Source organism: Pontixanthobacter luteolus (genome assembly GCF_009828095.1).
In the GTDB taxonomy this organism is placed as follows: domain Bacteria; phylum Pseudomonadota; class Alphaproteobacteria; order Sphingomonadales; family Sphingomonadaceae; genus Pontixanthobacter; species Pontixanthobacter luteolus.
The window spans coordinates 453,255-477,100 of the sequence record NZ_WTYP01000001.1 but is presented as its reverse complement, the minus strand read 5'-3'; the positions used below and the strand labels follow the sequence as shown (position 1 = coordinate 477,100).

The window sequence follows — 23,846 nt, the reverse complement described above, 5'->3', positions numbered from 1 at the left end:
CCCCGGCCAATCGCTGGGCGGCGTGGCGGAGTTAGCTCTCCGGCACGCCGCGGCGCATTTCCTCCAGCCATACATCGGCAACTGCGTCGCTGGGTGCGCGCCAGTCCCCGCGGGGTGACAAGGCCCCGCCCGAACTGACTTTCGGCCCGTTTGGCAGCGCGCTGCGCTTGAACTGGCTGAACTGGAAGAACCGCCAGAGGAATTTTTCCAGCCAGAAACGGATCGCCGCCAGATCGTATTCGTTCTTCTTCGCCTCGGGGAAGTCGCAGGGCCATTGCCCCTGCTGCGCATCATTCCACGCGTGATAGGCAAGGAAGGCAACCTTGCTCGGCTTCTGCCCCCAGCGGATGATGTGGTGCAGGAAGAAATCGTTGAGCTCGTATGGGCCGATCTTCTCCTCCGTGCTCTGCATTCCGCCTTGCTCGTCAGCGGGCACAAGTTCGGGCGATATCTCGGTATCGAGAATTGCCTGCAACACATCGTCGGTTGCCGGGTCAAACTGGCTGGTCTGGATCGACCAGCGGATCAGATACTGGATCAGCGTCTTGGGAACCCCGGCATTGACGCCGTAATGGCTCATCTGATCGCCGACGCCGTAGGTGCACCAGCCCAGCGCCAATTCCGACAGGTCCCCGGTCCCCAGCACGAATCCGCTATGGTGGCCCGACAGGCGGAACAGGTAATCTGTGCGAAGGCCCGCCTGCACATTCTCGAACGTTACATCGTAAACTGGTTCGCCATCGGCGAAAGGATGGCCGATATCTTCAAGCATTCTGGTCGCCGCGGGGACGATATCGATTTCCTCCGCCGTGATCCCCATAGCTTCCATCAGCTTCCACGCGTTGGATTTTGTATGGTCCGAAGTTCCGAATCCGGGCATCGTGTATCCACGGATCATCGAGCGGTCGAGGCCGAGCCGGTCGCATGTTTTCGCAGCCACGATCAGCGCATGGGTGCTGTCCAGACCGCCCGATATTCCGATCACGATCGACTTCGCCTTGGTCGCGGTCATCCGCCGCATCAACCCATCGACCTGGATGTTGAAGGCTTCATAGCAATCCTCATCCAGCTTGTGTGCGCGGCCGGGCACGAAGGGAAAACGGCGAATAGGCCGTTGCAATCCAATATCAGCGCCGACCGATGCACATTCGAACGTCACCGTCCTGAACCAGTTTTCCGGGCAAGCCTGCGCCTCTGCGGCATCGTTGAATGTCTGGTTGCGCATTCTTTCGGACAGGATGCGGTCGCAATCGACATCGGCGATACAAAGCTGCGGATCCAGGCTGAAACGCTCGCTATCCGCCAGCAAGTCCCCCAATTCATAGATCATGCCCTGACCATCCCACGCAAGATCGGTCGTGCTTTCGCCGTGTCCGCTGGCGGAATAGGCATAGGCGGCAATCGCCCGGCTCGATTGCGCGCGGGCAAGCATGTGGCGTTCGTCCGACTTGCCGATCGTGACGTTGGATGCTGACAGGTTCGCCAAAATCGTCGCCCCCGCCAGCGCTCCCAATGTCGAGGGCGGGTTCGGGCTCCAGTAATCCTCGCAGATTTCGACGAACAGGCAGAATCCTGGCAGGTTCGAGGCGCTGAAAATAAGGTCGGTCCCGAATGGCACGCTGACCCCCGCGACAGTGATTTCCTGCCCCTGAACACTGCGCCCATGGGCAAACCAGCGTTTCTCGTAATACTCACGGTAATTCGGCAGGAAGCTCTTGGGGATTACGCCCAACAGCTGGCCGCTGCATACAACCAGCGCGCAATTGTAGATCTTGCCCCCGCGCCGCAGCGGGGCACCGATCAGCAGAACTGGCGAAAGCGAGGTCGATTCTGTCACGATCCGGTCCACGGCTTGCTCAACCGCATCCAGCAGCGCGCCTTGCAGATGAAGATCGTCAATCGCGTAACTGGACACGCACAGCTCGGGATAGACCACCAGATCCACAGACGCCTCGTGCGCGCGCCTCGCCTCGGTCAGGATCGCTTCCGTATTGAAAGCCACATCCGCCGTCCGTACTTGCGGCGTACTGGTCGCGATGCGGATGAAACCGTGCGAATGCGCACTGAAAAACGGATGGGCATCGCTTTTGCCGAGCGAAGAAGTTTTCATCGATGAAGAGCTTTCGGTTTTTCGGGGCGGCGCGGCTGCAGTGAGCCAATCGGATGGCTGGCAAATCCCCAGTTCGGCAAGCCGCATCTGGACCGCCGGACGGGCAATCTTGCCCTTGGTTTCCCAGCCATACACAGTGCGGCTGGGCCACGGTTTGGGATCGCCAAAACGCTGGCCGAATTCCTCGGCGTTGAGGGGCGGCGACTGGGCCTCCCTCCATTGACGGATTTTCTGACCTGCCAAATGCATGACGGCAAGGTATCCCTAAAGGATACTACGCTGCAAGTGATTCCTCGCAAGACGGCGCTTCTTCTAAAAACGCGATCAGACCCCGCTCTTCGCGGGACTGGTATTTGGTTTTGCGCGGCAGCTCCAGCCGGCTGCGCCATTCTTCCTGACACTCGATCACATCGATAACGGCAGGATGGATATAACTGCTGCGCGTAACGGCGGGTGTATTGCCCAGCTTATCTGCGACGGTTTCAATCACCGTCTTGATCGTCAGTTTCTCTTTCGCACAAGCAAGCACCTCGAACGCCATCACGCTCGCATGCCACGTCCTGAAGCTCTTCGCTGTGAAGTCTTCGCCCATCGCATCACGCAGATAGGCATTTACATCTGACGAGCCGACCGGATGGCGCTGGCCATCATCGTCCACGAACTGAAACAGGTCCTGACCCGGCAGGTCCTGCAATTCCTCGATCGCCTGTCTGAACTCATCATCCTCGACCACGATTTCGCGTTCCTGACCGGACTTGCCCCGGTATTCCAGGTGCACAGTGCTGCCGTCAATTTCGGCGTGTTTCTGCCTTAGTGTTGTCGCACCATAACTCTTGTTTTGTTTCGTATACCGGTCATTCCCGATCCTCACGAAGCCCAGATCGAGCAGCCTGACGACACTGGCAATGGCCCGCTGTTTGGTCATCCCGGCCGATGTCAGATCTTCGGCCACTTTCTTCCGCGCCAGAGGCAGGAGTTTCCCGAAGGCGATACAGCCATCGAACTTCTCGCTTTCTTTCCGGGCGCGAAAATCCGGGTGGTAACGGTATTGCTTGCGGCCCTTGTCGTCATAACCCGTCGCGAGAATATGCCCGTTATGGGCTGGGCAGAACCAGGCATCGACATACGCCGGTGGCAGCGCAATCGCGTTGAGCCGACTTTTTTCCGCACGGTCGCGGATCAATCCGCCCTTGGCATCATAATATGCCCAGCCGCGGCCGGCGCCCTTGCGCGTGATACCCGGCAGGCTATCGTCGACATAGATGAGCTTCTCGGCTGACATGGAAAGATAACCCGCCGCCTTGCTTGCGGTTCCGTAACCCGGCCACCAATTCGAACGAACAGCACGCTGGACAAGCAGGAGAATTCCAATGGCAGACCCAACCTACACCCCGCCCGAAGTCTGGACCTATGACAGTGAAAGCGGCGGCCGGTTCGCCAACATAAATCGGCCAACCGCAGGCGCCCAGCGGCAGGAAGATCTGCCCAAAGGCGATCATCCCCACCAGCTTTATTCACTGGCCACGCCCAACGGTGTGAAGGCCAACATCATTTTTGAAGAACTGCTGGAAGCTGGCCATTCGGACGCCGAATACGATGCCTGGATCATCAATATTGGCGAGGGCCAACAATTCACCAGCGGGTTTGTCGATATCAATCCCAATTCAAAGATCCCGGCAATGGTCGACCATTCCGGCCCCGCACCGATCCGGGTTTTCGAGAGCGGCGCCATCCTGATGCATATGGCTGAAAAGTTCGGAAAATTTCTACCGACGGACGCGGCGGCGCGTGCGGAAACGCTCAGCTGGCTTTTCTGGCAGGTCGGCAGCGCGCCATTCATCGGCGGCGGGTTTGGCCATTTCTACGCCTATGCGCCGGAAAAATACGAATATCCGATCAACCGCTATGCCATGGAAACCAAGCGCCTGTTCGACGTCGCCAATAACCGCCTGAAGGAAACCCGGTATCTGGCGGGCGACGAGTATACCATCGCCGACATGGCTGCAGCCCCGTGGCTGGCGCCCTTCACGACTGGCGAGATTTACAACGAGGCAAAAACCTTCCTGTCGATCCACGAATACGAAGCGGTCGGGCGCTGGGCCGATGAGGTCATGAACCGCCCCGCGGTCAAGCGAGCAAAAATGGTCAACCGCAGTTGGGGCGATGAAAACACGCGTGTTCCCAACCGCCACTCTGCCAGCGATTTCGCAGGTAAAGCGGCCTGAAGTCAGGAAAGGTGGCAATTGTTTGAGATTGCCCCCTTCCCTTACAGATTTGTCGCGCTATACGGGGCGCGCCCAACGCAGGATCACCTGCTAGGGCTGCTGGGGTGTGGCCAAGTGGTAAGGCACCGGTTTTTGGTATCGGCATTCGCAGGTTCGATCCCTGCCACCCCAGCCATTTCATCCTGAATCACAATCGCTGCCGCCAACGGCCCTCGCAGGCTTTGGCTGAGGATTATTCTGCTGCGGCGCCTTCGGCCTCGGCCTCTTCGGCAGCATCGTCCTCAGCGGATTCACCATCCATTTCGACGGTAATCTCGCTGGTCGATGGATAATCCTTGGAAAGACGATCCTTCACCGCGCTGCTCAAATCCGCGATCCGCTGGGCATTTACACCTAGATCGCTGGTGCCAAGCCGCGAGACGGAGCGGAAATCGATCAGCACCCCGTTTGCACTTTCGCGGACACGTGCGACGACATCATCCTGGAAACCGTACCAGAAAAGTTCATCGGTCCCTTCAACGGTGCCCGTTTCCTGATCCACTTTTACGCCGTCAAATCCGCGCATCTTCATGGCTGCTTCGATTGCGGCCAGAGCGTCTTCGGCGGACTGGGTCACTCTCAGAGTTTCCAGATCCGGATAACCATCCGCGATCACCTGGGCTGCGGTCGTGCCCGACAGATCCTGGTTCTCGGCCCATTTGTCGTACTCGCCGAGTGGGCGGCTGTAGTCGAGCACTTCGTTGGCATCAGCCTCCGCCCGCGCGGCCATCATTTCTGCAGAGAAAACGGGCGCGTCGGACGTGTCAGTCGCCACGTCATAGATGAACGGAACCGAACCCGCCTGCGTGCGAAGCTGGTTGAAACCGGCCAGCACCGCCAGCGGTATTGCGATGGCGATCAGTGATGCCAGCCAACCTTTGCGCGGCTTCACAACCAGCGACACGATCAGTGCCAGGGCACCCAGCCCGGCAATCGCCATAGCGGCCATCGGGCCGATGCCTGCAGTCATGGTCGCAAAGCCGAACATCTTGCTCCAGAGCCCGAATTTCGCACCAAGCGATGCGACAAGGAACCAGACAGGCAACAGAAGCGCGAGGATCAGCGCAAGGCGGGGAAGGAAGCTGAGTTTTTTCATGCGCGGGTGATGCACCAGCCCGCTCATTGCTGCAAGCGCGGTAACTTTTAAGGTGCTGCGGTTTTCAGAACCGGCTGCGGATTGTTCGGGGTCAGGATCATCGTGCCGCCTTCAACCCGCCAGCCTTTCAGCCGCGACAGGAGGTTCATACCGATCACGCTGGTGTCGCCAAGATTGGGGGCGATGACGGCATCCAGCCCGCGCGCAGCGACATTGCCGAAACGCAGTTCATCCATGGTCGCAATCTGCGCTGATATCGTTCCGTTTGCGGTATTGAGCGTTATCGGGATTCCGCCCCGGCGCGGCTCCAGCCCCACGCGGTCCGCAACCTTTGAAGACACTGCGGTCAGCGTCGCACCGGTGTCGATCATGAAATTGACCGGCTCCCCGTTCACTTCCGCCTTGAGCCAGTAATGGCCATCTGCGGCGAGCGGTATTCGTGTTTCGCCGCCTTCCACGACCTGCTGAGGCAAGCCCATATCGGGCAGCGCCATTTCGAGCCGCGGATCGAAGCGGGATAGCTGCAGGACTATCGTCACCAATATGCCTGTAAGCACGAGAGTGCTGGCTGTCCGTATCAGGCGCCCTGTGGGAACGCGCTGGCGAATCATGACAGATCCGATCCACCCGCCAGCAAGCGCGGCAATTGTCGCAACCAATATGCCCGATCGCGGAACCGACCGGATTACGGCGGCCGCCGAATTCCATATCTCTGCCAGTGCGCCCGGGTTATCCATCAGGCCGATATAGGCACCGGAATGCTACTGGTCCATGAACGGCGGCCAATCAGGCCAGGTTGCCAGTCTGCTACGGTGGGTCCGGTCACAGCGAAGCGATGACCATTTCAGCCAATGCACGCCCTGAACGCCATGCACCCTCTACCTTCGGGTTGACCAGCCAGTCACCTGCCGCACCGATCCGGGCATCCGCATCCCATAACGCGAGCGGCCCATCGCCGGCTGGTCGCTGAGCTTTGGCATAGCGCCAACGATGCGCGGTCAAAAACTCGGCTGGTTGCGGCTCGATACCCTGCTGCTCGAAGAATTCTTGCAGCAATTGTTTTGCCGCGTGATCGGCATCGAGTTCCAGGATGGCGCGCGAATGGTCCGGTGATGCATGCAAGACCCAGCATTCGCCCGTGCCGCGCCCGGGTTTGGCGCTGTTGCGCGCCGCCCAGGAGATTTTCCCTTGCCTGTCTGCGATTGCATCCTGCTCTATCGGTAGCGGCTGCGCAAAAGACACCATCACCGCCCAACATGGCTCCGACACGGACGCAGCGGCCTGCGCTGAAAATTGCGGCGCTGCACCGACAAGAATATCGGCCGCTTGTTCGGCTGGCAGCGCAATCAGACAATGGCTGAACGTCTCGGTCCGATCTTCGAATTCTACCTGCCATGCGTTTTGCTGGGCGTTCAGCGATGTGATCCGCGTAGCCCAGTCGACATCTAGCTCGCTGGCCATGAATTTAAGCGGCGCGTTCATTCCCGGCACACCGACATAGGCGTTGCTGCCCGCTGCTGGCCAGGGTGCGACAACTCCGCGGGCCAGCCATTTGCCGATGGTGGCCGTGAATGCGGGATCGCTATCGGTGAAATATTGCGCGCCGTGGTCGAAGCGCAGTTGTTCACCATCATTACCGGCGCGGCGCGTTGCCATACGCCCGCCAGGCCCCCTGCCCTTGTCGAACAGATGTGGCTGCAAACCATGGCTGGCGAGCGCGGTTCCGCAAGCTAGACCAGCCATTCCCGCCCCGATAATTGCAATTTTCGGTTCGGTCATGGCGCGCTGCGCGGGATGCTGGCCTCTGCAAGGATCAGCGAAAAGCGTTCCTTGCTGTCGAGCCACCTCGATACCGGCGTCCAGCCGCCAGCGAGCAACAATGTGTTGGCACTGCGCTTGCCGAACTTATGGCTGTTCTCGGTGTGTATCGTTTCGCCGCGTCTCAGAGTGAATTTGCGCCCGGCCACTTCGAATTCCATGTCGCGCTGCGCCACCAGGTGCATTTCGATACGCGCAAAATCATCGTTCCACCGCGCCTCGTGCTTCAGACTGGCAACATCCAGATTGCCGTCCAATTCGCGGTTGATCCTGCGCGCAAGGTTCAGATTAAATTCTGCGGTCACTCCGGCGGCGTCATCATAGGCCGCTTTCAGCACTTGCCGGTCCTTTATCAGGTCGAAACCGATCAAAAGCTGTGATCCTTCGCCGAGTGTTTCACGCATCGTCCGAAGCAGATCGACCGCAGTACGCGGAACCATGTTGCCGATGGTCGATCCGGGGAAGAAGCCCATCTTTGGCATGTCTGCGACCTCCTCCGGCAATTCGACCCGCCGCATGAAATCAGCCTCTACCGGGAAGACCGGCAGGCCAGGAAACTTTGCAGACAGATCCGCTGCCGCCGCACGCAGGAAATCGCCCGCTATATCGAGCGGGACATAGGCGGCGGGCGAAATACTCTCCAGAAGCAAGGGCGTCTTGACCGAACTGCCCGAACCGAATTCGACAACCGCCCGACCGCTCCCGATCACCTCGGCAAAATCCTGCCCGCGATCGCGGAGAATCTCGGTCTCGGCGCGGGTCGGATAATATTCCGGCACCTTGGTTATGTCTTCGAACAGCTGCGAGCCTGCATCGTCATACAGCCAGCGCGCAGGGACGGCTTTCTGCGGCTGCGACAATCCTTCCAGCACGTCACTGCGGAAAGCCTTGTCGACACCGGTTTCGTCCAGATCGACTAGCGCAAGGCCCTTGGTAGAAGTCATCAATTGTCCTTTGCGAGCCGCAAGCCGGTGAATTGCCAACGCTGGTGCGGGTAAAAGAAATTGCGGTATGATGCCCGCGAATGGCCCCGCGCCGTGGCGCAGCTGGCCCCGCGCAGGACAAACTGTCCGCTCATGAATTTGCCGTTATATTCGCCAATTGCGCCCTCTGCAGGCCGAAAGCGGGGGTATGGCAGATAGGCGCTGCGGGTGAATTGCCAGCAATCGCCGAACAGGCCGGGCCTCCCCTCTGGTATCAGATGGTTCAGGCAGCCGAGTTGGTTACCGCCCGCCGGATCATGCGCCGGTGCGCTGTCGGCATGTTGCCCGCGTGCGACCGCTTCCCATTCGAATTCGGTCGGCAAACGCGCATCTGCCCAAGTGGCGAAGGCATCGGCCTCGTAATACGAGATATGGGTGACGGGAGCGTCCGAATCACGGCCTTGCCAGCCGTAGTGGGTAAAATGCTGATCGCCGTGCCAGTAAAGCGGTGCAGAGATCGCATTTTCCTGAACCCAGCCCCAACCGTCGGATAGCCACAAGGAAGCAGTCCGGTAGCCGCCATCATCGATGAATTGCTGCCACTGCCCGTTGGTGACCAGCCGCCGCGAAAGGGCAAACGGTTCCAGCAAAACCCTGTGGCGCGGACCTTCATTGTCATAGGCGAAGCCACTTGAAGGGCCGTCATCGGGATGCCCGATCAGAGCGATCCCGCCAGGATGCGCATCCCAGCCGTCCTGCGCATTTGCCGCGGGAATTGTCCCCGCATGGTCCAGCATCGCGGGGCCAAGCGGGTTCTGAAACAGCGCGTGTTTGATGTCGGTCAGCAGCAATTCCTGATGCTGTTGTTCATGTGCGATACCGAGCGCGATCAGATCGGCAAAACGCGGGTCATCCAGCATCGGTTCGATGGCATCGTCCACCTGCGCACGCCAGCCCAGTATCTGCTGGACCGTGGGGCGCGACAGCATACCGCGTGAGAACCGCGCGATGCGTTCACCCTCCGCCTCGTAATAGGAATTGAAAACGAACGGCCAGCGCTCGTTATACAGCGTGTAACCCGGCATGTGGTCACGCAGCAGGAACGTCTCGAAAAACCAGTTGGTATGGCCAAGGTGCCATTTCGCCGGCGATGCATCTTCCATCGACTGCAGGGTGGCATCGGCCTCTGACAAAGGTTCAAGCAATGCCTGTGTCAGCGCGCGGGTCGCACGATATTGTTCACCAATCGTATCGCCTGCCGCGTTCGGCAGTGCGGTCTCGGGCTGCGGCACGGGGCCCTCCTCTCGCGTCCGGTCTCCTCCCACATTGGCGGGAAAGGGCTACTTATTAAAGACCCGAGAGGGAATTTCTTTCCGAGATTTCAGAGCGAAACCGAATTTAAATGCGATCAGGCTGCATTTGCCTGCGATTGCCCGGCTTCCATCGTCATCATTTCAGCCAGCAGGAAAGCCAGCTCCAACGACTGCGCCGCGTTGAGGCGCGGGTCGCAATGCGTGTGATAACGGTCGCCCAGCGCCTCGTCGGTGATCGCAACGGCGCCGCCGACGCATTCGGTCACGTCCTGTCCGGTCATCTCTATATGGATGCCCCCAGCGTGCGTGCCTTCTGCGCGGTGCACGGCGAAGAAGCCTTTCACTTCGCTCAGAATACGGTCGAACGGGCGGGTTTTGTAACCGCTGTCCGATTTGATGACATTGCCGTGCATTGGATCACAGCTCCACACGACCGGATGCCCTTCCGCCTTCACCGCACGAACCAGCCGGGGAAGCCCGGCCTCCACCTTGTCATGGCCAAAGCGGCTGATCAGCGTGATCCGGCCCGCTTCCCGAGCAGGGTTGAGCGTGTCGAGCAGCTTCAGCAGAACGTCAGGCTCCATCGAAGGGCCGCATTTCATGCCTAGCGGATTGCCGATGCCGCGCGCGAATTCGATATGCGCGCTGCCTTCGAAACGGGTCCGGTCGCCAATCCACACCATGTGTGCGCTGGTGTCATACCAGTCACCGGTCAGCGAATCCTGACGGGTCAGATTTTGCTCATAAGGGAGCAGCAGCGCCTCGTGACTTGTGTAGAAGCTGGTGCGCTGCAATTGCGGCACGGTGTCGGGGTCGATGCCGCACGCTTCCATGAAATCAAGCGCTTCACCAATCCGGTCGGCAGTCTGCGCGAACTTGTCCGCCCACGGGCTGCGGCCCATGAAATCAAGCGTCCATTTGTGAACCTGGCGCAGGTTTGCGTAACCGCCGCTGGCAAAGGCCCGCAGCAGGTTGAGCGTAGCGGCCGCTTGCGAATAGGCGCGGACCATGCGTTCGGGATCATTGGTCCGCACCGCCGGGTCAAATTCGATGCCGTTGACGTTATCGCCGAAATAGCTGGGCAGCGTGATGCCGTCCTTCGTCTCGGTATCGCTGCTGCGCGGCTTGGCAAACTGGCCCGCCATGCGGCCGACCTTCACCACCGGAACCTTGCCCGCATAAGTCAGGACAACCGCCATCTGCAGCAGCACGCGGAAGGTATCGCGAATGTTGTTCGGGTGAAATTCCGCGAAGCTTTCAGCGCAATCGCCGCCTTGCAGCAGGAACGCCTTGCCCTGCGCGACATCGGCCAGATCGGCTTTCAGCGCGCGCGCTTCACCAGCAAACACCAGCGGCGGATAGGTGGACAGGGTCTTTTCCGCATCCGCCAGCGCCTGCGCATCGTTATAGCGCGGCAGATGCCGTGCCTCGTGCGCCTTCCAGCTTTCGGGGGTCCAGTTCTGTGCCACTTTAAACCTGTCTTTCATCAAAATATCGGTGCGGTAATGCGCCCATCTGCCCGCGAATTAGGCGACGCGGCATACAAAAGCAAAGCCGCATCGACCGCAAGCGCAAGAAACATTCAGCCCGGCCAAGCGCTGCTTCGCCGGCCCGGCAGTTGGCCAGACGGGATTAGCGCCCGGTGATTTCCGCAGCCCGTGCCGCGCCTCCGCCGGCCAACTCCTGACCATCGGGCAGTATGGCTAGCCGGTATGCAGGCCGATTGGCGAAGTATTTCTGCGCCAACTCCTGCATCCGTTCGGGCGTTGTCTGACTGTAATCGCTCAGCAGTGTCTGCAGGTATAGCAGCTTGCGCCGGTCCTTGCTCGACCCCTCGATCTGGTACAGCCAGAACTGGTTGCTGGTCATGATCCGCGTCACCAATTGCTTCAGCGGTTCGGTCACGCGCGCCAGCTCGTCAGCGGTTGGCGGGTTCACCGCCAGATCGCGGGCAATTGCATCGGACGCGGCGAAGAATACCGGCACGTCTTCTGGCTTAAGCTGCGCCAGCGCCATAATTCTGCCGCCAGCATCCAGATCGACTGGCCAGCTGGCGTTCACGCTCGGCGAATAGCTGGCCCCCGCACGCTCGCGCATCGCATCAAGCAAACGGTTGTTGAACAGGTCGGTGAGTATTTCCAGCTGGCGGGATTCGCGCAGCTGTTCGACACCGGCCCCGCTTGGCCACGCCACCACTGCGGCTGCACTGGTCGCATCACCGCGATGAGTGATGATCTTCGTACCCTCACCCGCCGCCGGGAATGTCGGCACGCGGCTGGCGATTTCCGCCGGGATCGGTGTCCGCTGGGGCAGCGCGCCGACTGTGTTGCGTAGCGCTTCCACCGCAGCGTCGCGCTCGAAATCGCCGAAAATAATGACTTCGACATCGCCTTGCGTCAGCAGCGGCGCCCACACTTCGCGGAAGCGTTCCGGCGTGGTTGTATCCACTTCGGTCGGGGTGAAGGTCTTGAACCGGGCATCTTCGTTGCGCAGGTAATATTCCAGATCGCGGGTCAGAATACCGCCTGCATTCGCGGCATAGCTTTCATAGCTCAGGCGCTGCGCTGCTTTCATCCGGTTGACGGGGTTCGCATCCCAGCGCGGCATCGCCAGTTTTCCGGCGAACAGGTACAACTGATCTGCCAGATCGGCATTGCGCGTCTGAGCGGAAAAACTGAACACCGCATCTTCAACCGCGAAATCGAAACCCATGACCCGGCCGGTCGAAATGCGGTCGAGTTCTTCCTGACCAAGCTCTCCGAAGCCCTGCCCGACAAGCGCGCTTTCCCCGAGCGAGATATACGGCGCGTCTTCCTGATCGAAGGCGCGCATCCCGGCGCCGAAGCGCATTTTTACAGAAACCCTGCCCGGCTCCCCGTCATTGGGCCAGAGCAAGGCGCGTGTGCCGTTGTCAAATTCGATCCGCTCGATGCCAAGCACCCCAAGCGGGCCCGTCGACACGATCGTGCCCGGCTCCCCGATTGGTGGCAGGTCTGCGAACAACAGCGTTTCCGCAGCGAGCCGGACGTCGGAATTCGGTGCCACTTCCTGCAGCATCGCGGCGCGAACGGCGGCATCGGTGGCTTCGTCTGCGGCGGGCGTTATGTAAGTCGTACGGATCACGTCGCCTTCGAACAGTGCTCGTGTCCGCTCAAGAATGCGTTCGGGTGTGATCCGTTCACGCATTCCGCGAAACACCTGCAGCACGGTTTCCGGCGCAGCAACCGCCTCGCGAATATCGACCGCATTGATGATGTCATCGGCCAGCTTTGAACCTTGCATCACCGTGCGCTGTTCGACCTGGCTTTCGTAAATCTTTTCAAATTCGGCAAACTCGCGGGCAATTTCTTCCTCGCTCGGGGCGGCGGCCAGCGCATCCTCGATCACGCCGCGCACGTCCTTCAAGGCTGACTGCCAGTCGCCAGTCAGCGGAGCAAAAGCGACAAAGGTTGAATCTGTAGACCGGCTGACATCTTCCTGCCGGACCTGAGCGTATAGATAGGAACCGCCCGCCCGTGCGCGTGCTTCCAGCCGGCGATTGATCAGCGCCTGCGCGAGCGCATCCATCAGCAACCCTTCATTGTACACGATCGTGTCCTGTACCGGCCGCCATGGACGCATGACCGTATAGGTCATCGAACGCGGCAGGTCCGGTTCGACAATCACCGCCACTTCGCCAACCGGGTTGTCCGGATCGGCACCGGCGGGGGCGACAGGATCGCCAAAATCTGGCGCCGGAGTCAGCGGCCCCTTGCCTTCCCAGTCGCCGAAATATTTCTCGATCAGGCTAGCGAATGTTTCCGCCTCGAAATCACCGGCAACCGAAATCACGACGTTCTCTGGACGGTACCAGCGGTCGTGAAATGCGGAGATGCTTTCAGCGGTTGCCCCGTTCAGCGTTTCGCGCGTGCCAATCGTCAGCCGGTTGGCGAGACGTTGTCCGGCAAAACGCGTCTGGAGCGATTTTTCGAATGCGCGAATGGACGCACCGCTTCGTTCGCGCATTTCCGCAAGGACAATCGGCACGTCGAGCGCCAGATTTTCCTCCGAAAGCACGGGCTCCTGCATCATCCCGGCGAGAAGTTTGAAGCTTTCTTCAACCGATGCAGGGGTCGCGGCGGGCAGGTCCAGCTTGTACACGGTATGCGTCGGTGTCGTCTCTGCATTGGTATCGCTGCCGAATGACGCGCCGAGCCGCTGCCAGGTCGGTATTGCTGCGCCCTGCGCCAGATATTTACTTTCGCGGAAGCTCATATGTTCGAGCAGATGGGCAAAGCCGCGCTCGCTGTCTTCTTCGTGGAGCGACCCTGCATCGATCCGGATGCGGATGGAAACCTGGCCTGGCGGCACCCCGTTTTCGCGCGTGGCATAGCGCAGGCCGTTATCCATTTCACCGAAAAGCCACTCGGTATCGCGCGGGACATCGCTGCCTTCGTATATCCACGGTGTTTCGCTGCCGATCTGCACCGCCTTCGGCGCAGGCAGCGACGACAAGGCCGCCGCCTCTGTCCCCGCCTCTGCCGCAGTCTGAACACCCTGCGCCTGCGCACTCTGCTGCGCGGAAGCCTGCGGGGCCAGATAGAGAAGCGGAAGAAGAAGCGCGAAATGGCGTGCGGCACGCGAAAATTTTGTCATATCCTGCATATAGAGGCGGCAGGGATGAAGCGATAGTGAATAGGCTGCAACAAACGCTGTCACGGTGCGGCTTGTTAGTCGCGGCGCCGGTCCCTACATCGCTGGCATGTTCATAGAGACCGAAACCACACCGAACCCCGCCAGCCTCAAATTCCTGCCCGGCCAGCAGGTCATGGCCAGCGGCACCCGCGAATTTGCCAGCCCCGAGGCCGCCGAAGCATCGCCGCTGGCACAGGCAGTGTTCGATACTGGCGAAGTCGTGAATGTATTTTTCGGCAGTGATTTCATTTCGGTAACCGCCGCGCCAGGTGTGAACTGGTCCGACCTGAAACCGCAGGTCGTATCGATCTTGCTCGACCATTTCGTATCCGAGGCACCGCTGTTCACCGGCGGAAGCGCGGCTGGCATTTCCGTTCCGCCAGAAGAATCAATGGTTGTGGAAGACGATCCGGCACACGCCGATATCATCGCGCAAATCCACGAACTGCTGGAAACCCGCATCCGGCCCGCTGTTGCCGGTGATGGCGGCGATATTGCCTATCGCGGTTTCAAGGACGGCATCGTCTATCTCACGATGCAGGGCGCCTGTTCAGGCTGCCCGTCTTCGACTGCCACGCTGAAGCACGGCATCGAAGGTTTGCTGAAACATTATGTGCCGGAAGTCGTTGAAGTCCGTGCAGCCTGATTTCAGGCACGACCAACAGACTTCAAGGGGCTTAAATGACCAAACAATTCCATGATAACGTCCTTGGTGGCGACATTCTCGATCAACTCTACAACGAAGCCCGGACCTATAATGGCTGGCTCGACAAGGAAGTGAGCGAGGAACAGATCAGGCATATCTATGATCTGATGAAGATGGCGCCGACATCGGCCAACATGCAGCCAGGCCGGTTCGTCTGGGTCACATCCGAAGAAGGCAAGGCCAAGCTGGCCGAATGCGCTTCGGAAGGCAATGCAGACAAGATCAAGGCTGCTCCGGTTACCGTCATCATCGGTTACGACATCGATTTCCACGAAGAATTGCCATGGCTGTTCCCGCACACCGATGCGAAGAGCTGGTTCGAAGGTGACGAAGAAGGCCGCAAGGAAGGCGCATTTCGCAATTCTGCCTTGCAAGGCGCGTATCTGATTCTGGCCGCGCGCGCGGTCGGTCTCGATTGCGGCCCCATGTCCGGCTATGACGCCGATGCAGTGAACGACGCATTTTTCGGTGATGATCCGAAGGTCAAATCGAACTTCATCTGCTCGCTCGGTTATGGGGATCCGTCGACCATCTTCGAACGCAGCCCGCGGCCGGAATTCGGCAAGTTCAACCGCATGGCGTAATTCATCGGGCCCGGCATGACCGGGCCCTTTCTCTTTGCCCTTGCACCCTTGTGCCGCATCATGCCAACGCGGCCAGACAATTAATCAATTCAAGACGGGGCTGACGGCGCGATCATGCGAACACTGGCGATAGAATGCGCGACGGAGGCGTGCTCTGTGGCGCTGTTCGATGGCAGCTCGCTTGCCGCGCACGATCACCGCGAACTTGGCCGCGGCCATGCTGAACGGCTTGTCCCGATGATTTCCGCCCTGCCCGGCAAGGGTAAGGCCGAACGAATTCTGGTGTCCCGCGGTCCAGGCAGCTTCACCGGAGTGCGAATTGGTATCGCGGTCGCGCGTGCGCTCGCTTTCGCCTGGCAGGCAGAGATAAAATCCTATCCGACGCTGGCCCTGGTGGCGGCAATGGCCATCGCAGAAAGCAATAAGCAGCGTGTTCTTTCCTGCATGAGCGGCGGCCACGGCGAATGGTTCGTCCAGCCGTTCGATGCTGACTTGAATCCGGAATCGAGACACGCATCGCTCAAGCCGGACGATGCCGCCAGCCGCTTCGATATACCGCTGGTTGCCGGATCGCAGGCTCAGCAAATGGTCGACCTGCGCGGAACCGGATACGCCATGCAGTTTCTGCCCGACGCGCGCTTTGCCTTGCATCTGCCGAACGGCTTGCTGTCGGCAGACACCGCCCCGCTCTATGGCAGAGCGCCGGATGCAAAACTGCCGGGCGGAAAAGCTCCCGCATGATGGACGATATCGACCGCATCATGGAGGTGATGGAGGCGGCCTTTGAACCCAGATGGGGCGAGGCATGGAACCGCCGCCAGATCTCCAGCTCGCTGGCATTGCCGCATACCGACTACACCTTGGTTGGGGAAAAAGGCGGGACGCCTGAAGAAGGTAAACCCGCAGCCGGCTTTGCCTTGATCAAGATCGCACCGGGCGAAGAAGAATTATTGCTTATCGCGGTGCGTCCCGAACACCGCGGACGCGGACTTGGCAAACGTTTACTGGATATCTTCGCCAATCAGGCCCGAAAGCGCGGAGCGGAACGTATATTTCTGGAAATGCGGGCGAACAACCCCGCAAGGGCGCTGTATGAATCGCATGGATTCGAGCAGATCGGAACCCGCAAGAATTACTATTCAATGGATAATGGCGACAAGATCGACGCGATTACATTTGCGCGTACACTCTAAGTAAAACAGCCCCATTTTGGTTACGATACTATTAGCGATGTCGCGTAACCACGCTTGAAACACATGCACGGTTGGTTCATAAAGAGTCTACCTGCAATAGCAGATAATACTGTGGTCGCACACATGATGAGGACACCAATGGATAATTTTCAAGACGATATGACGGAGACGCTAATAACGCTCACGTCAGACATCGTTGCTGCTCACGTGAGCAACAACAATGTCGACGTGGGCGAAGTGCCTTCGCTGATAACCACCGTTTATGGTGCTTTGGCCGGACTTGGACAGGATGAGGACCCTGTCGAAGAACTGCCGGACCCAGCGGTTTCGATCCGTTCATCAGTCAAGAAAGACCACATCGTCTGTCTCGACTGCGGTAAGAAGATGAAAATGCTGAAACGTCACTTGATGACCGAACACGGCATGACCATCGACGAATACCGCGCTCGCTGGAGCCTGGGCGCAGATTATCCGATGGTTGCACCAAACTACGCTGAAACCCGCCGCGACCTTGCCAAGAAAATTGGCCTGGGCCGCAAGCCGGGTCAAAAGCGCGGACGCAAGAAAAAAGCCGCCTGAACGGTCGCACGATAGCAGCGCTGTGATTTAATCATCCGGTCATGCTTGAGAAGAACGCCCCGCCCTACTAAGGGTCAGGGGCGTTTTTCACATGTTCAACCGCAATCAGGGATAGATCTTGCAGCAACGTATCGACCTCGAACAGCTATGCGCCGAACGCGGCTTGCGGATTACCGAACAGCGCCGGATCATTGCGCGCGTCCTGTCGGAAAGCGACGATCATCCCGATGTGGAATTGCTGCACGAACGCGCGTCCGCGATCGATCCGAAGATCTCCATCGCCACAGTCTATCGCACCGTCCGGCTGTTCGAAGAAGCAGGCATTCTCGACCGGCACGATTTCGGCGATGGCCGGGCCCGCTACGAAGCGGCACCGGAGGCCCATCACGATCACCTGATCGATGTGGAAAGCGGTGACGTGGTCGAATTCGTCGATCCGGAACTGGAAGCCCTGCAGAAACAGATCGCTGAAAAACTGGGCTACCGCCTGGTTGACCACCGAATGGAACTTTACGGTGTGAAACTGGGGCGTCCGAAAGACCAGGCCAACTGATGAACGCGGAGCTTCGCGCCGCTGCCGAGCGCGGGGAAGACACTCCGCTTTCCGCCGCCGGCTGGTTGCGGTTCGGATCCAGGCTTGCCGGTCTCCTCTTGCTGCTGCTGATCTTTGTGCCGCTGCATTATCTCTATCGCATTTTCAAATACGGTTCTCCGTTCCCGATGCTGTTCTTGCGCTTTGCCGGATGGATCGCGGGCGCACGTGTAAAGCCGATCGGCGCGCACTTGAAACGCGACGTTTTCTACATCGCTAACCACGTCAGCTGGATCGACATACTCGCACTGGCCGGGGCAAGCGGGACCGCGTTCGTCGCCAAGGCCGAACTGGCAGAAGTGCCGATTATCGGATGGCTATGCAGCCTGAACCGAACAGTCCATGTAAAGCGCGAAAACAGGCTGGGCGTTGCCGAACAGATCAACGCCCTGCGCGAGGCGCTCGAAGACAATTGGTCGGTCACGGTCTTTCCGGAAGGCACCACCACCGACGGTCAGTCATTGCTGCCGTTCAAAACATCGATGCTCAGCGTGCTGGAGCCGCCGCCCAAGGATGTGCTCGTCCAGCCGGTGCTGATCGATTACGGCGATGTTGGCGAGGAAATCGGCTGGATCGGTGAGGAAAGCGGGATCAACAACGCGAAACGAATTCTGGCCCGCAAGGGCAGCTTCGAAGTAAAGCTTCATTTTCTCGAACCTTTCAGTCCGGAAGAATTCCGCGGACGCAAAGCCGTTGGCGCGCGCGCCCGAGCAGCCATCGAAGCGGCCCTCTTGACCTCGCTGGGCAAGCCTCTGCGTGAGTTCAAGCACGATGTAGTGCCTGTGCGCTACGCCGCACCCAGGGATTATATCCCGATCGAATAATCCCTTGCCGGCTATCCCCCGGAAGGCATCCGGCTAAGCGTGTAGCGTCCCGGTTCTTGCAGCCCGCCTTCTCCGCGATAGACCTCAGAGCGAAGAATTGTGCCGTCATCGGCCTGGGCAAACCACAGATCGTGGGTGTGGCTTTCTCCCGCATCAAGATCGGTAACATCGCGGAATGTGAAGCGGATTTGTCCGTCCGCTCCTGCAAGACTTTCGAGGCGCGGCTGATTACCCTGCGGGCAGTAATGGGTCGCGACCAGCGCATCACCGTCCAAGTGATAAACGGTCATCGAATGCAGCCCCGAGGCTGTCTCCCACCTTTCAACCATCACGCTCCCACGGGCGGTTTTTTCAAAGACGATCTCAAGAGCGGGCGTTTCGGCAACCTGCCAGCGTCCTTCCCATGAACTGATCAATTCCAGCTGCTCGGAGGGGCTGAGCGCGGCGGCATTCTCCTGCGCATGAGCGTGAAGCGGAACCGCAAACGCCAACAGCGCGAGAAGCGCGATTTTTCTGACATTTTTCATGGAGAATCCTTAGCGAAACAAAAGCGCATCGCAAAATCCGACCATCGTTGAATTGCAGGCCATCTGCGGCTAAGTGCGCGCTCATGCAAAAAACCGCGTCTCCCAAGACCTACCGGGTCAAAAGCTTCGGCTGCCAGATGAACGTCTATGACGGCGAACGTATGGCGGAAATGCTGGCAGAAAAAGGCATTACCGAAGCGCCCGAGGGCGAAGACGCTGATCTGGTGGTGCTAAACACCTGCCACATTCGCGAGAAAGCCGCCGAGAAGGTCTATTCGGACATCGGCCGGCTTACCAAGGGCAAGACCCAGAAAAAAGCCCCGATGATTGCGGTGGCCGGCTGTGTTGCACAGGCTGAAGGCGAAGAAATCATGGCACGCGCGCCTGCCGTGTCGATGGTTGTCGGTCCGCAGGCTTATCACCGGCTTCCCGGCATGATCGACGACGCGGTTGCAGGCAAACGCTCGACAGACACCGATATGCCAGCCGACGCGAAATTCGCCGCGCTGCCCAAACGCCGCAAATCCGCCCCAAGTGCATTCCTGACCATTCAGGAAGGCTGCGACAAGTTTTGCACATACTGCGTCGTCCCTTATACCCGCGGGGCCGAGATTTCGCGCCCTTACAGCGCCTTGGTCGACGAAGCGAAGAAACTGGTAGAAGCGGGTGCGAAGGAAATCACCCTGCTGGGCCAGAATGTCAGCGCATGGACGGGCGAGGATGACAGGGGCCGCAAACTGGGCATGGCCGGCCTGATCCGCGAACTGGCCAAAGACCCCGATCTCAAGCGCATCCGGTACACGACCAGCCACCCTGCCGACATGGATGACGAGCTCATCGACACCCACGGCGAAGTCGGCAAGCTCATGCCCTATCTCCACTTGCCGGTTCAGAGCGGCAACGACCGCGTGCTGAAGGCCATGAACCGCAGCCATACCGCGGAAAGCTATCTGCGTTTGCTGGAGCGTTTTCGCGCCGCGCGGCCAGACCTTGCGCTCTCGGGCGATTTCATCGTCGGCTTTCCCGGCGAAACCGATGCCGAGTTTGAAGACACGCTCAAGGTCGTCGATCAGGTGCGTTACGCGCAGGCCTACAGTTTTAAGTACTCACCGCGCCCCGGAACACCTGCAGCGACGATGGAAAACCAGATCGAACCGCAGGTGATGGATGAACGCCTGCAACGCTTGCAGGCCGCGCTTCGCCGCGATCAACAGGCGTTCAATGAGGCAAGCATCGGCAAAACCTGCGAAGTTCTGGTCGAACGGCGCGGCAAGCTGGACGGTCAATGGCTCGGCAAATCGCCGTGGCTGCAATCGGTTCACTTCACTGGCGACGCAGAGATCGGCGACCTGATCGAGGTAAAGCTGATCCAGGCAGGTCAAAATTCGCTCGCCGGTGAAATCGTCGCCTGATTATTCGGCGCTAGCGACCGGCTTCAGTTCCCCCTCGGGGATGATTACCAGATCGATACTTCCAACCTTCGTCGCGGGTTCCACCGTGGGGTTTGACGCATATTTGGCCCCGTCAAACGGCACCTTCATGATCCCGGGCTCTTGCCCGCCGCCATAAACGCTGACGCCCAGATCCTTCATGCCATTTGTCGATGTGCTCAAAACGCCGACAGGCAACTGGCTGACAGTAAGGCTGCCAAGCTTCGTGAAACCGCCATCTGCGGTTTTCAGGACCAGCAGGTTGCAGCCGCCGCTGCCGCACATCATCGGGCCGCCAGCATATACCAGGTATTCCTCGTCACCCACCCCGTCCAGATCAGCCCTGCCATAGCTGTAGAGCACGGTTGCGGTATCGGGATATTCCGATCGCAGGAACGCTTCGACCAAACGATCGGTATCCGCTGCCACTTCGATCGGGCCGGATTGTTGCGCCGTATCGCCGGTTACTGCCGCAGGTTCGGCGCAGCCGGCAAGCCCGAACGCACACAGCATCGCTGACACCGCCAACACCTTGTTAGAAATCTGGTTCTTCATGGTTCTTGATCCTGTGATTTGTCCGTGATGAAATCGGTTACACTTGAAAGACGCTTTCCACCGTTGATTGTTTCCAGCCAGCTTGCCTCCGGCGGATATCATCCTACATTCGGAAGGAAGAGATGAAAGGAATGCATGGGACGTAAACCCTCAAGGGCCGCTGATCCGGCCCTGTCACCAGACCCGGTCGCACAGCGCGAAATTCGCCGCGCCCAGATCGACATGTCGTTCGACAACCAGTCGTTGCTGGTCCCCCTGTTCGGACAATTCGATGCGAACCTGGTTCAGGTGGAAAACCGGTTAGGCGTATTCATTTCCGCCCGCGGAGATACCCTGCATATCGAAGGCCCCGAAGACAGCGTCGCAAGAGCGCGCGACGTCCTGCAGGCCCTGTATGACCGGCTGGCGATGGGGCAGGATCTTGATAGCGGTGCGATAGAATCGATCATCGCCATGACCAACGAACCGACATTCGACGGCATTGTGGACGCGGACCAAAACGCTCCGCCGATCATGATCCGCACGCGCCGCAAGACTATCGTCCCCCGCTCCAAAGCACAGGCGCATTACATGCGGCAATTGGCGCGCGACGATGTGATTTTCGCGCTCGGTCCTGCGGGCACGGGTAAAACCTATGTCGCAGTGGCACAGGCTGTAAGCCAGTTGATCACCGGCAGCGTGCAGCGGCTGATCCTGTCGCGCCCGGCGGTAGAGGCTGGCGAGCGGCTGGGCTTTCTGCCCGGCGATATGAAGGACAAGGTCGACCCCTATCTACGCCCGCTCTATGATGCTTTGTATGACTGCATGCCGCCAGAGCAGGTGGAACGGCGTATCGAAAGCGGCGAAATCGAAATCGCGCCTATCGCTTTCATGCGCGGCCGTACTCTTGCCGATGCGTTCGTGATCCTCGACGAGGCGCAGAACACGACCAAAGAACAGATGAAGATGTTTCTGACCCGGTTCGGGCAGAACAGCCGGATGGTCGTGTGCGGTGACCCCAGGCAGATCGACATTCCCGGTGGGGACCGGATGAGCGGGCTAGCCGATGCAGTCGGCAGGCTGGAAGGGGTCGAAGGCATCGCCGTGGCCCGCTTCACCGCAGCCGATGTCGTGCGCCACCCGATCGTGGGCAGGATCGTCGACGCGTATGAAGGAACGGGCGCTTAAGACGCGCGATGGACCTCGATATCGATCTTGAAGACTGGCCCAACGGTTCTTGGGAAGACCTGGCTGAACGCTGCAGCATGTCTGCGGCCAAACAGGCACCGGAACTCGCCAATGAACGTCTGACCGCAAGCCTCCTGTTCACCAGTGATGCAGAGGTTCACACGCTCAACCGCGAATGGCGGCAACGTGACAAACCGACCAATGTCCTGTCTTTCCCCATGCTGGAACGAGAGGAACTGATCGGTCTGGATCCGGATGGCCCGCCAGTCATGCTGGGCGATCTCGCCATGGCGTATGAAACCTGCGCCCGCGAAGCAGCTGAAAAAGGCATCGCGCTGGAGGATCATGCTGCCCACCTGATCATTCACGGATTGCTGCATCTCGCGGGCCATGACCACGAAATTTCCCCCGAAGATGCCGATGCAATGGAAGCATTGGAGATTGCGGCTCTTGCATCTATGGGGATAGCGGACCCATATGGGGACCGACATTGACAGGTTACGCTTAGGAGTACCCACGAAGGGCCATGCCCGATATCGACAATTCCGCCGGAGACGCGGACAGTAGCAACGGGCTGTGGCCCGCCATCAAGAAAATTTTCGGCGGTGAAGAAACCGACCGCTCGCTGCGTGCCCAGCTCGAAGAGGCTATCGACGAGCATGAGGATGAGAATCCGTCAGATGACGATGACAGCAGCGCCAATGGCGACCTGTCCGGGGTCGAGCGGCAAATGCTGCGCAATCTGCTGCATTTCAGCGAACACGACGCCGATGATGTTTCGATCCCGCGCGGCGAGATCGTGGCGGTTTCGGCTGACATAAGCTGGAATGAATTGATCGAAGTGTTTTCCGAAAACGGCCATTCGCGCATGCCCGTCTATCGCGGACAACTGGATCAGGTGATCGGGATGATCCACATCAAGGATATCTTCCCGTTTCTTGCCAAGGGGACACCGCCGCCGAAAGACTGGACCACGCTGATGCGTCAGCCGCTCTATGTACCGCAATCGCGCGGCGCACTTGACGTTCTGGCCGATATGCGCGCGCGCCGGGTGCATCTGGCGATCGTGGTCGATGAATTTTCCGGCACCGACGGGATCATCACCATCGAAGATCTGGTCGAAGAAATCGTCGGCGACATCGAAGACGAACACGATGACCTGCCCGAAGAACTGATCACCCCGATCGGCGAGGGTATGTGGGATTGCGATGCCCGCGCTGAGCTGGACGATGTGGCCGAACGGGTCGATCCGCGCCTCGGGGAAGTCGAGGAATCGGTCGATACGCTGGGCGGACTTACGTTCATCCTAGCAGAACAGGTCCCGCCGGTCGGTACAATCGTGAAACATCCCAGCGGCTGGCATATTGAAGTGACCGCGGCCGATGACACCCACGTCAAACGGCTCCGGCTTCACCCTGCGCCTGATGCACCCGACGCGCCCGACACGAACTGAATTCAGGCTTACTTCGATTTTTTGCAACAAAAGTCTAG

At 59.3% G+C, this 23,846-nt stretch carries 23 protein-coding genes and 1 tRNA gene; 13 read left to right on the top strand and 11 right to left on the bottom strand.

What is annotated here, in order from left to right; genetic code table 11:
- Positions 1-31: 31 nt before the first annotated feature.
- Together GRI43_RS02230 and GRI43_RS02225 are read right to left on the bottom strand one after the other, a co-directional pair.
- Entirely contained in the window at positions 32-2,110 is a 2,079-nt protein-coding gene (locus tag GRI43_RS02230; RefSeq protein WP_235903665.1) for an NAD(+) synthase, read from the bottom strand.
- 274 nt (positions 2,111-2,384) lie between these two features.
- Entirely contained in the window at positions 2,385-3,392 is a 1,008-nt protein-coding gene (locus tag GRI43_RS02225; RefSeq protein WP_160729467.1) for a DNA topoisomerase IB, read from the bottom strand.
- 88 nt (positions 3,393-3,480) lie between these two features.
- Here GRI43_RS02225 and yghU point away from each other — a divergent pair, with 88 nt between their 5' ends.
- Together yghU and GRI43_RS02215 are read left to right on the top strand one after the other, a co-directional pair.
- Positions 3,481-4,335 (top strand): glutathione-dependent disulfide-bond oxidoreductase, encoded by an 855-nt coding sequence (gene yghU / locus GRI43_RS02220; RefSeq protein ID WP_160729466.1) that lies wholly within the window; start codon positions 3,481-3,483, stop codon positions 4,333-4,335.
- Between the two features lie 100 nt (positions 4,336-4,435).
- A tRNA-Gln gene (locus GRI43_RS02215) sits at positions 4,436-4,510 on the top strand.
- A 57-nt stretch (positions 4,511-4,567) separates the two neighbouring features.
- Here the strand turns inward: GRI43_RS02215 and GRI43_RS02210 are convergent.
- The 7 genes from GRI43_RS02210 to GRI43_RS02180 all read right to left on the bottom strand — a co-directional run bounded on the left by GRI43_RS02210 (position 4,568) and on the right by GRI43_RS02180 (position 14,159).
- Complete coding sequence (locus GRI43_RS02210; protein WP_160729465.1) at positions 4,568-5,470, bottom strand: DUF1499 domain-containing protein; 903 nt, start codon at positions 5,468-5,470, stop codon at positions 4,568-4,570.
- 47 nt (positions 5,471-5,517) lie between these two features.
- Positions 5,518-6,207: a retropepsin-like aspartic protease family protein gene (locus GRI43_RS02205; protein ID WP_160729464.1), complete on the bottom strand. Its 690-nt coding sequence runs from the start codon at positions 6,205-6,207 to the stop codon at positions 5,518-5,520.
- 85 nt (positions 6,208-6,292) lie between these two features.
- Positions 6,293-7,249: an NAD(P)/FAD-dependent oxidoreductase gene (locus GRI43_RS02200; RefSeq protein ID WP_235903574.1), complete on the bottom strand. Its 957-nt coding sequence runs from the start codon at positions 7,247-7,249 to the stop codon at positions 6,293-6,295.
- Positions 7,246-8,232, bottom strand: coding sequence for an L-histidine N(alpha)-methyltransferase (gene egtD / locus GRI43_RS02195; RefSeq protein ID WP_160729463.1), 987 nt, complete (start codon positions 8,230-8,232; stop codon positions 7,246-7,248). Before egtD ends, GRI43_RS02200 begins: the two co-directional genes overlap by 4 nt.
- Positions 8,232-9,503: an ergothioneine biosynthesis protein EgtB gene (gene egtB / locus GRI43_RS02190; protein ID WP_420849965.1), complete on the bottom strand. Its 1,272-nt coding sequence runs from the start codon at positions 9,501-9,503 to the stop codon at positions 8,232-8,234. Before egtB ends, egtD begins: the two co-directional genes overlap by 1 nt.
- 116 nt (positions 9,504-9,619) lie before the next feature.
- Positions 9,620-10,993: a class II 3-deoxy-7-phosphoheptulonate synthase gene (locus GRI43_RS02185; protein WP_160730588.1), complete on the bottom strand. Its 1,374-nt coding sequence runs from the start codon at positions 10,991-10,993 to the stop codon at positions 9,620-9,622.
- Between the two features lie 163 nt (positions 10,994-11,156).
- Complete coding sequence (locus GRI43_RS02180; RefSeq protein ID WP_160729462.1) at positions 11,157-14,159, bottom strand: M16 family metallopeptidase; 3,003 nt, start codon at positions 14,157-14,159, stop codon at positions 11,157-11,159.
- A 106-nt stretch (positions 14,160-14,265) separates the two neighbouring features.
- Here GRI43_RS02180 and GRI43_RS02175 point away from each other — a divergent pair, with 106 nt between their 5' ends.
- The 7 genes from GRI43_RS02175 to GRI43_RS02145 all read left to right on the top strand — a co-directional run bounded on the left by GRI43_RS02175 (position 14,266) and on the right by GRI43_RS02145 (position 18,676).
- Positions 14,266-14,844: a NifU family protein gene (locus GRI43_RS02175; protein WP_160729461.1), complete on the top strand. Its 579-nt coding sequence runs from the start codon at positions 14,266-14,268 to the stop codon at positions 14,842-14,844.
- Positions 14,845-14,879: 35 nt separating this feature from the next.
- Complete coding sequence (locus GRI43_RS02170; RefSeq protein ID WP_160729460.1) at positions 14,880-15,488, top strand: malonic semialdehyde reductase; 609 nt, start codon at positions 14,880-14,882, stop codon at positions 15,486-15,488.
- A gap of 114 nt (positions 15,489-15,602) precedes the next feature.
- Positions 15,603-16,229, top strand: a complete 627-nt coding sequence (gene tsaB / locus GRI43_RS02165; protein WP_160729459.1) for a tRNA (adenosine(37)-N6)-threonylcarbamoyltransferase complex dimerization subunit type 1 TsaB — start codon at positions 15,603-15,605, stop codon at positions 16,227-16,229.
- Entirely contained in the window at positions 16,226-16,681 is a 456-nt protein-coding gene (rimI, locus tag GRI43_RS02160; protein WP_160729458.1) for a ribosomal protein S18-alanine N-acetyltransferase, read from the top strand. The genes tsaB and rimI overlap by 4 nt, the downstream gene beginning before the upstream one ends.
- Before the next feature lie 138 nt (positions 16,682-16,819).
- Positions 16,820-17,260 (top strand): Ros/MucR family transcriptional regulator, encoded by a 441-nt coding sequence (locus GRI43_RS02155; RefSeq protein ID WP_160729457.1) that lies wholly within the window; start codon positions 16,820-16,822, stop codon positions 17,258-17,260.
- 118 nt (positions 17,261-17,378) lie between these two features.
- Positions 17,379-17,813: a Fur family transcriptional regulator gene (locus GRI43_RS02150; protein ID WP_160729456.1), complete on the top strand. Its 435-nt coding sequence runs from the start codon at positions 17,379-17,381 to the stop codon at positions 17,811-17,813.
- Positions 17,813-18,676, top strand: a complete 864-nt coding sequence (locus GRI43_RS02145) for a lysophospholipid acyltransferase family protein (RefSeq protein WP_160729455.1) — start codon at positions 17,813-17,815, stop codon at positions 18,674-18,676. The genes GRI43_RS02150 and GRI43_RS02145 overlap by 1 nt, the downstream gene beginning before the upstream one ends.
- Before the next feature lie 11 nt (positions 18,677-18,687).
- On the opposite strand, the gene GRI43_RS02140 is transcribed toward GRI43_RS02145, so the two are convergent.
- Positions 18,688-19,203 (bottom strand): hypothetical protein, encoded by a 516-nt coding sequence (locus tag GRI43_RS02140; RefSeq protein ID WP_160729454.1) that lies wholly within the window; start codon positions 19,201-19,203, stop codon positions 18,688-18,690.
- 83 nt (positions 19,204-19,286) lie between these two features.
- Between GRI43_RS02140 and miaB the strand changes: the two genes are divergently transcribed.
- Positions 19,287-20,615 carry a tRNA (N6-isopentenyl adenosine(37)-C2)-methylthiotransferase MiaB gene (gene miaB / locus GRI43_RS02135; protein WP_160729453.1) on the top strand — a complete coding sequence of 443 codons (1,329 nt, stop codon included), beginning with the start codon at positions 19,287-19,289 and terminating at the stop codon, positions 20,613-20,615.
- On the opposite strand, the gene GRI43_RS02130 is transcribed toward miaB, so the two are convergent.
- Complete coding sequence (locus GRI43_RS02130; RefSeq protein WP_160729452.1) at positions 20,616-21,188, bottom strand: hypothetical protein; 573 nt, start codon at positions 21,186-21,188, stop codon at positions 20,616-20,618.
- 222 nt (positions 21,189-21,410) lie between these two features.
- Here GRI43_RS02130 and GRI43_RS02125 point away from each other — a divergent pair, with 222 nt between their 5' ends.
- The 3 genes from GRI43_RS02125 to GRI43_RS02115 are packed head-to-tail and all read left to right on the top strand — an operon-like array spanning position 21,411 to position 23,808.
- Positions 21,411-22,355, top strand: a complete 945-nt coding sequence (locus GRI43_RS02125; protein ID WP_420849993.1) for a PhoH family protein — start codon at positions 21,411-21,413, stop codon at positions 22,353-22,355.
- A gap of 8 nt (positions 22,356-22,363) precedes the next feature.
- On the top strand, positions 22,364-22,849 hold the full coding sequence (ybeY, locus tag GRI43_RS02120; protein WP_160729450.1) for an rRNA maturation RNase YbeY: 486 nt from the start codon (positions 22,364-22,366) through the stop codon (positions 22,847-22,849).
- A 32-nt stretch (positions 22,850-22,881) separates the two neighbouring features.
- Positions 22,882-23,808 (top strand): hemolysin family protein, encoded by a 927-nt coding sequence (locus GRI43_RS02115; RefSeq protein ID WP_160729449.1) that lies wholly within the window; start codon positions 22,882-22,884, stop codon positions 23,806-23,808.
- Positions 23,809-23,846 lie beyond the last annotated feature (38 nt).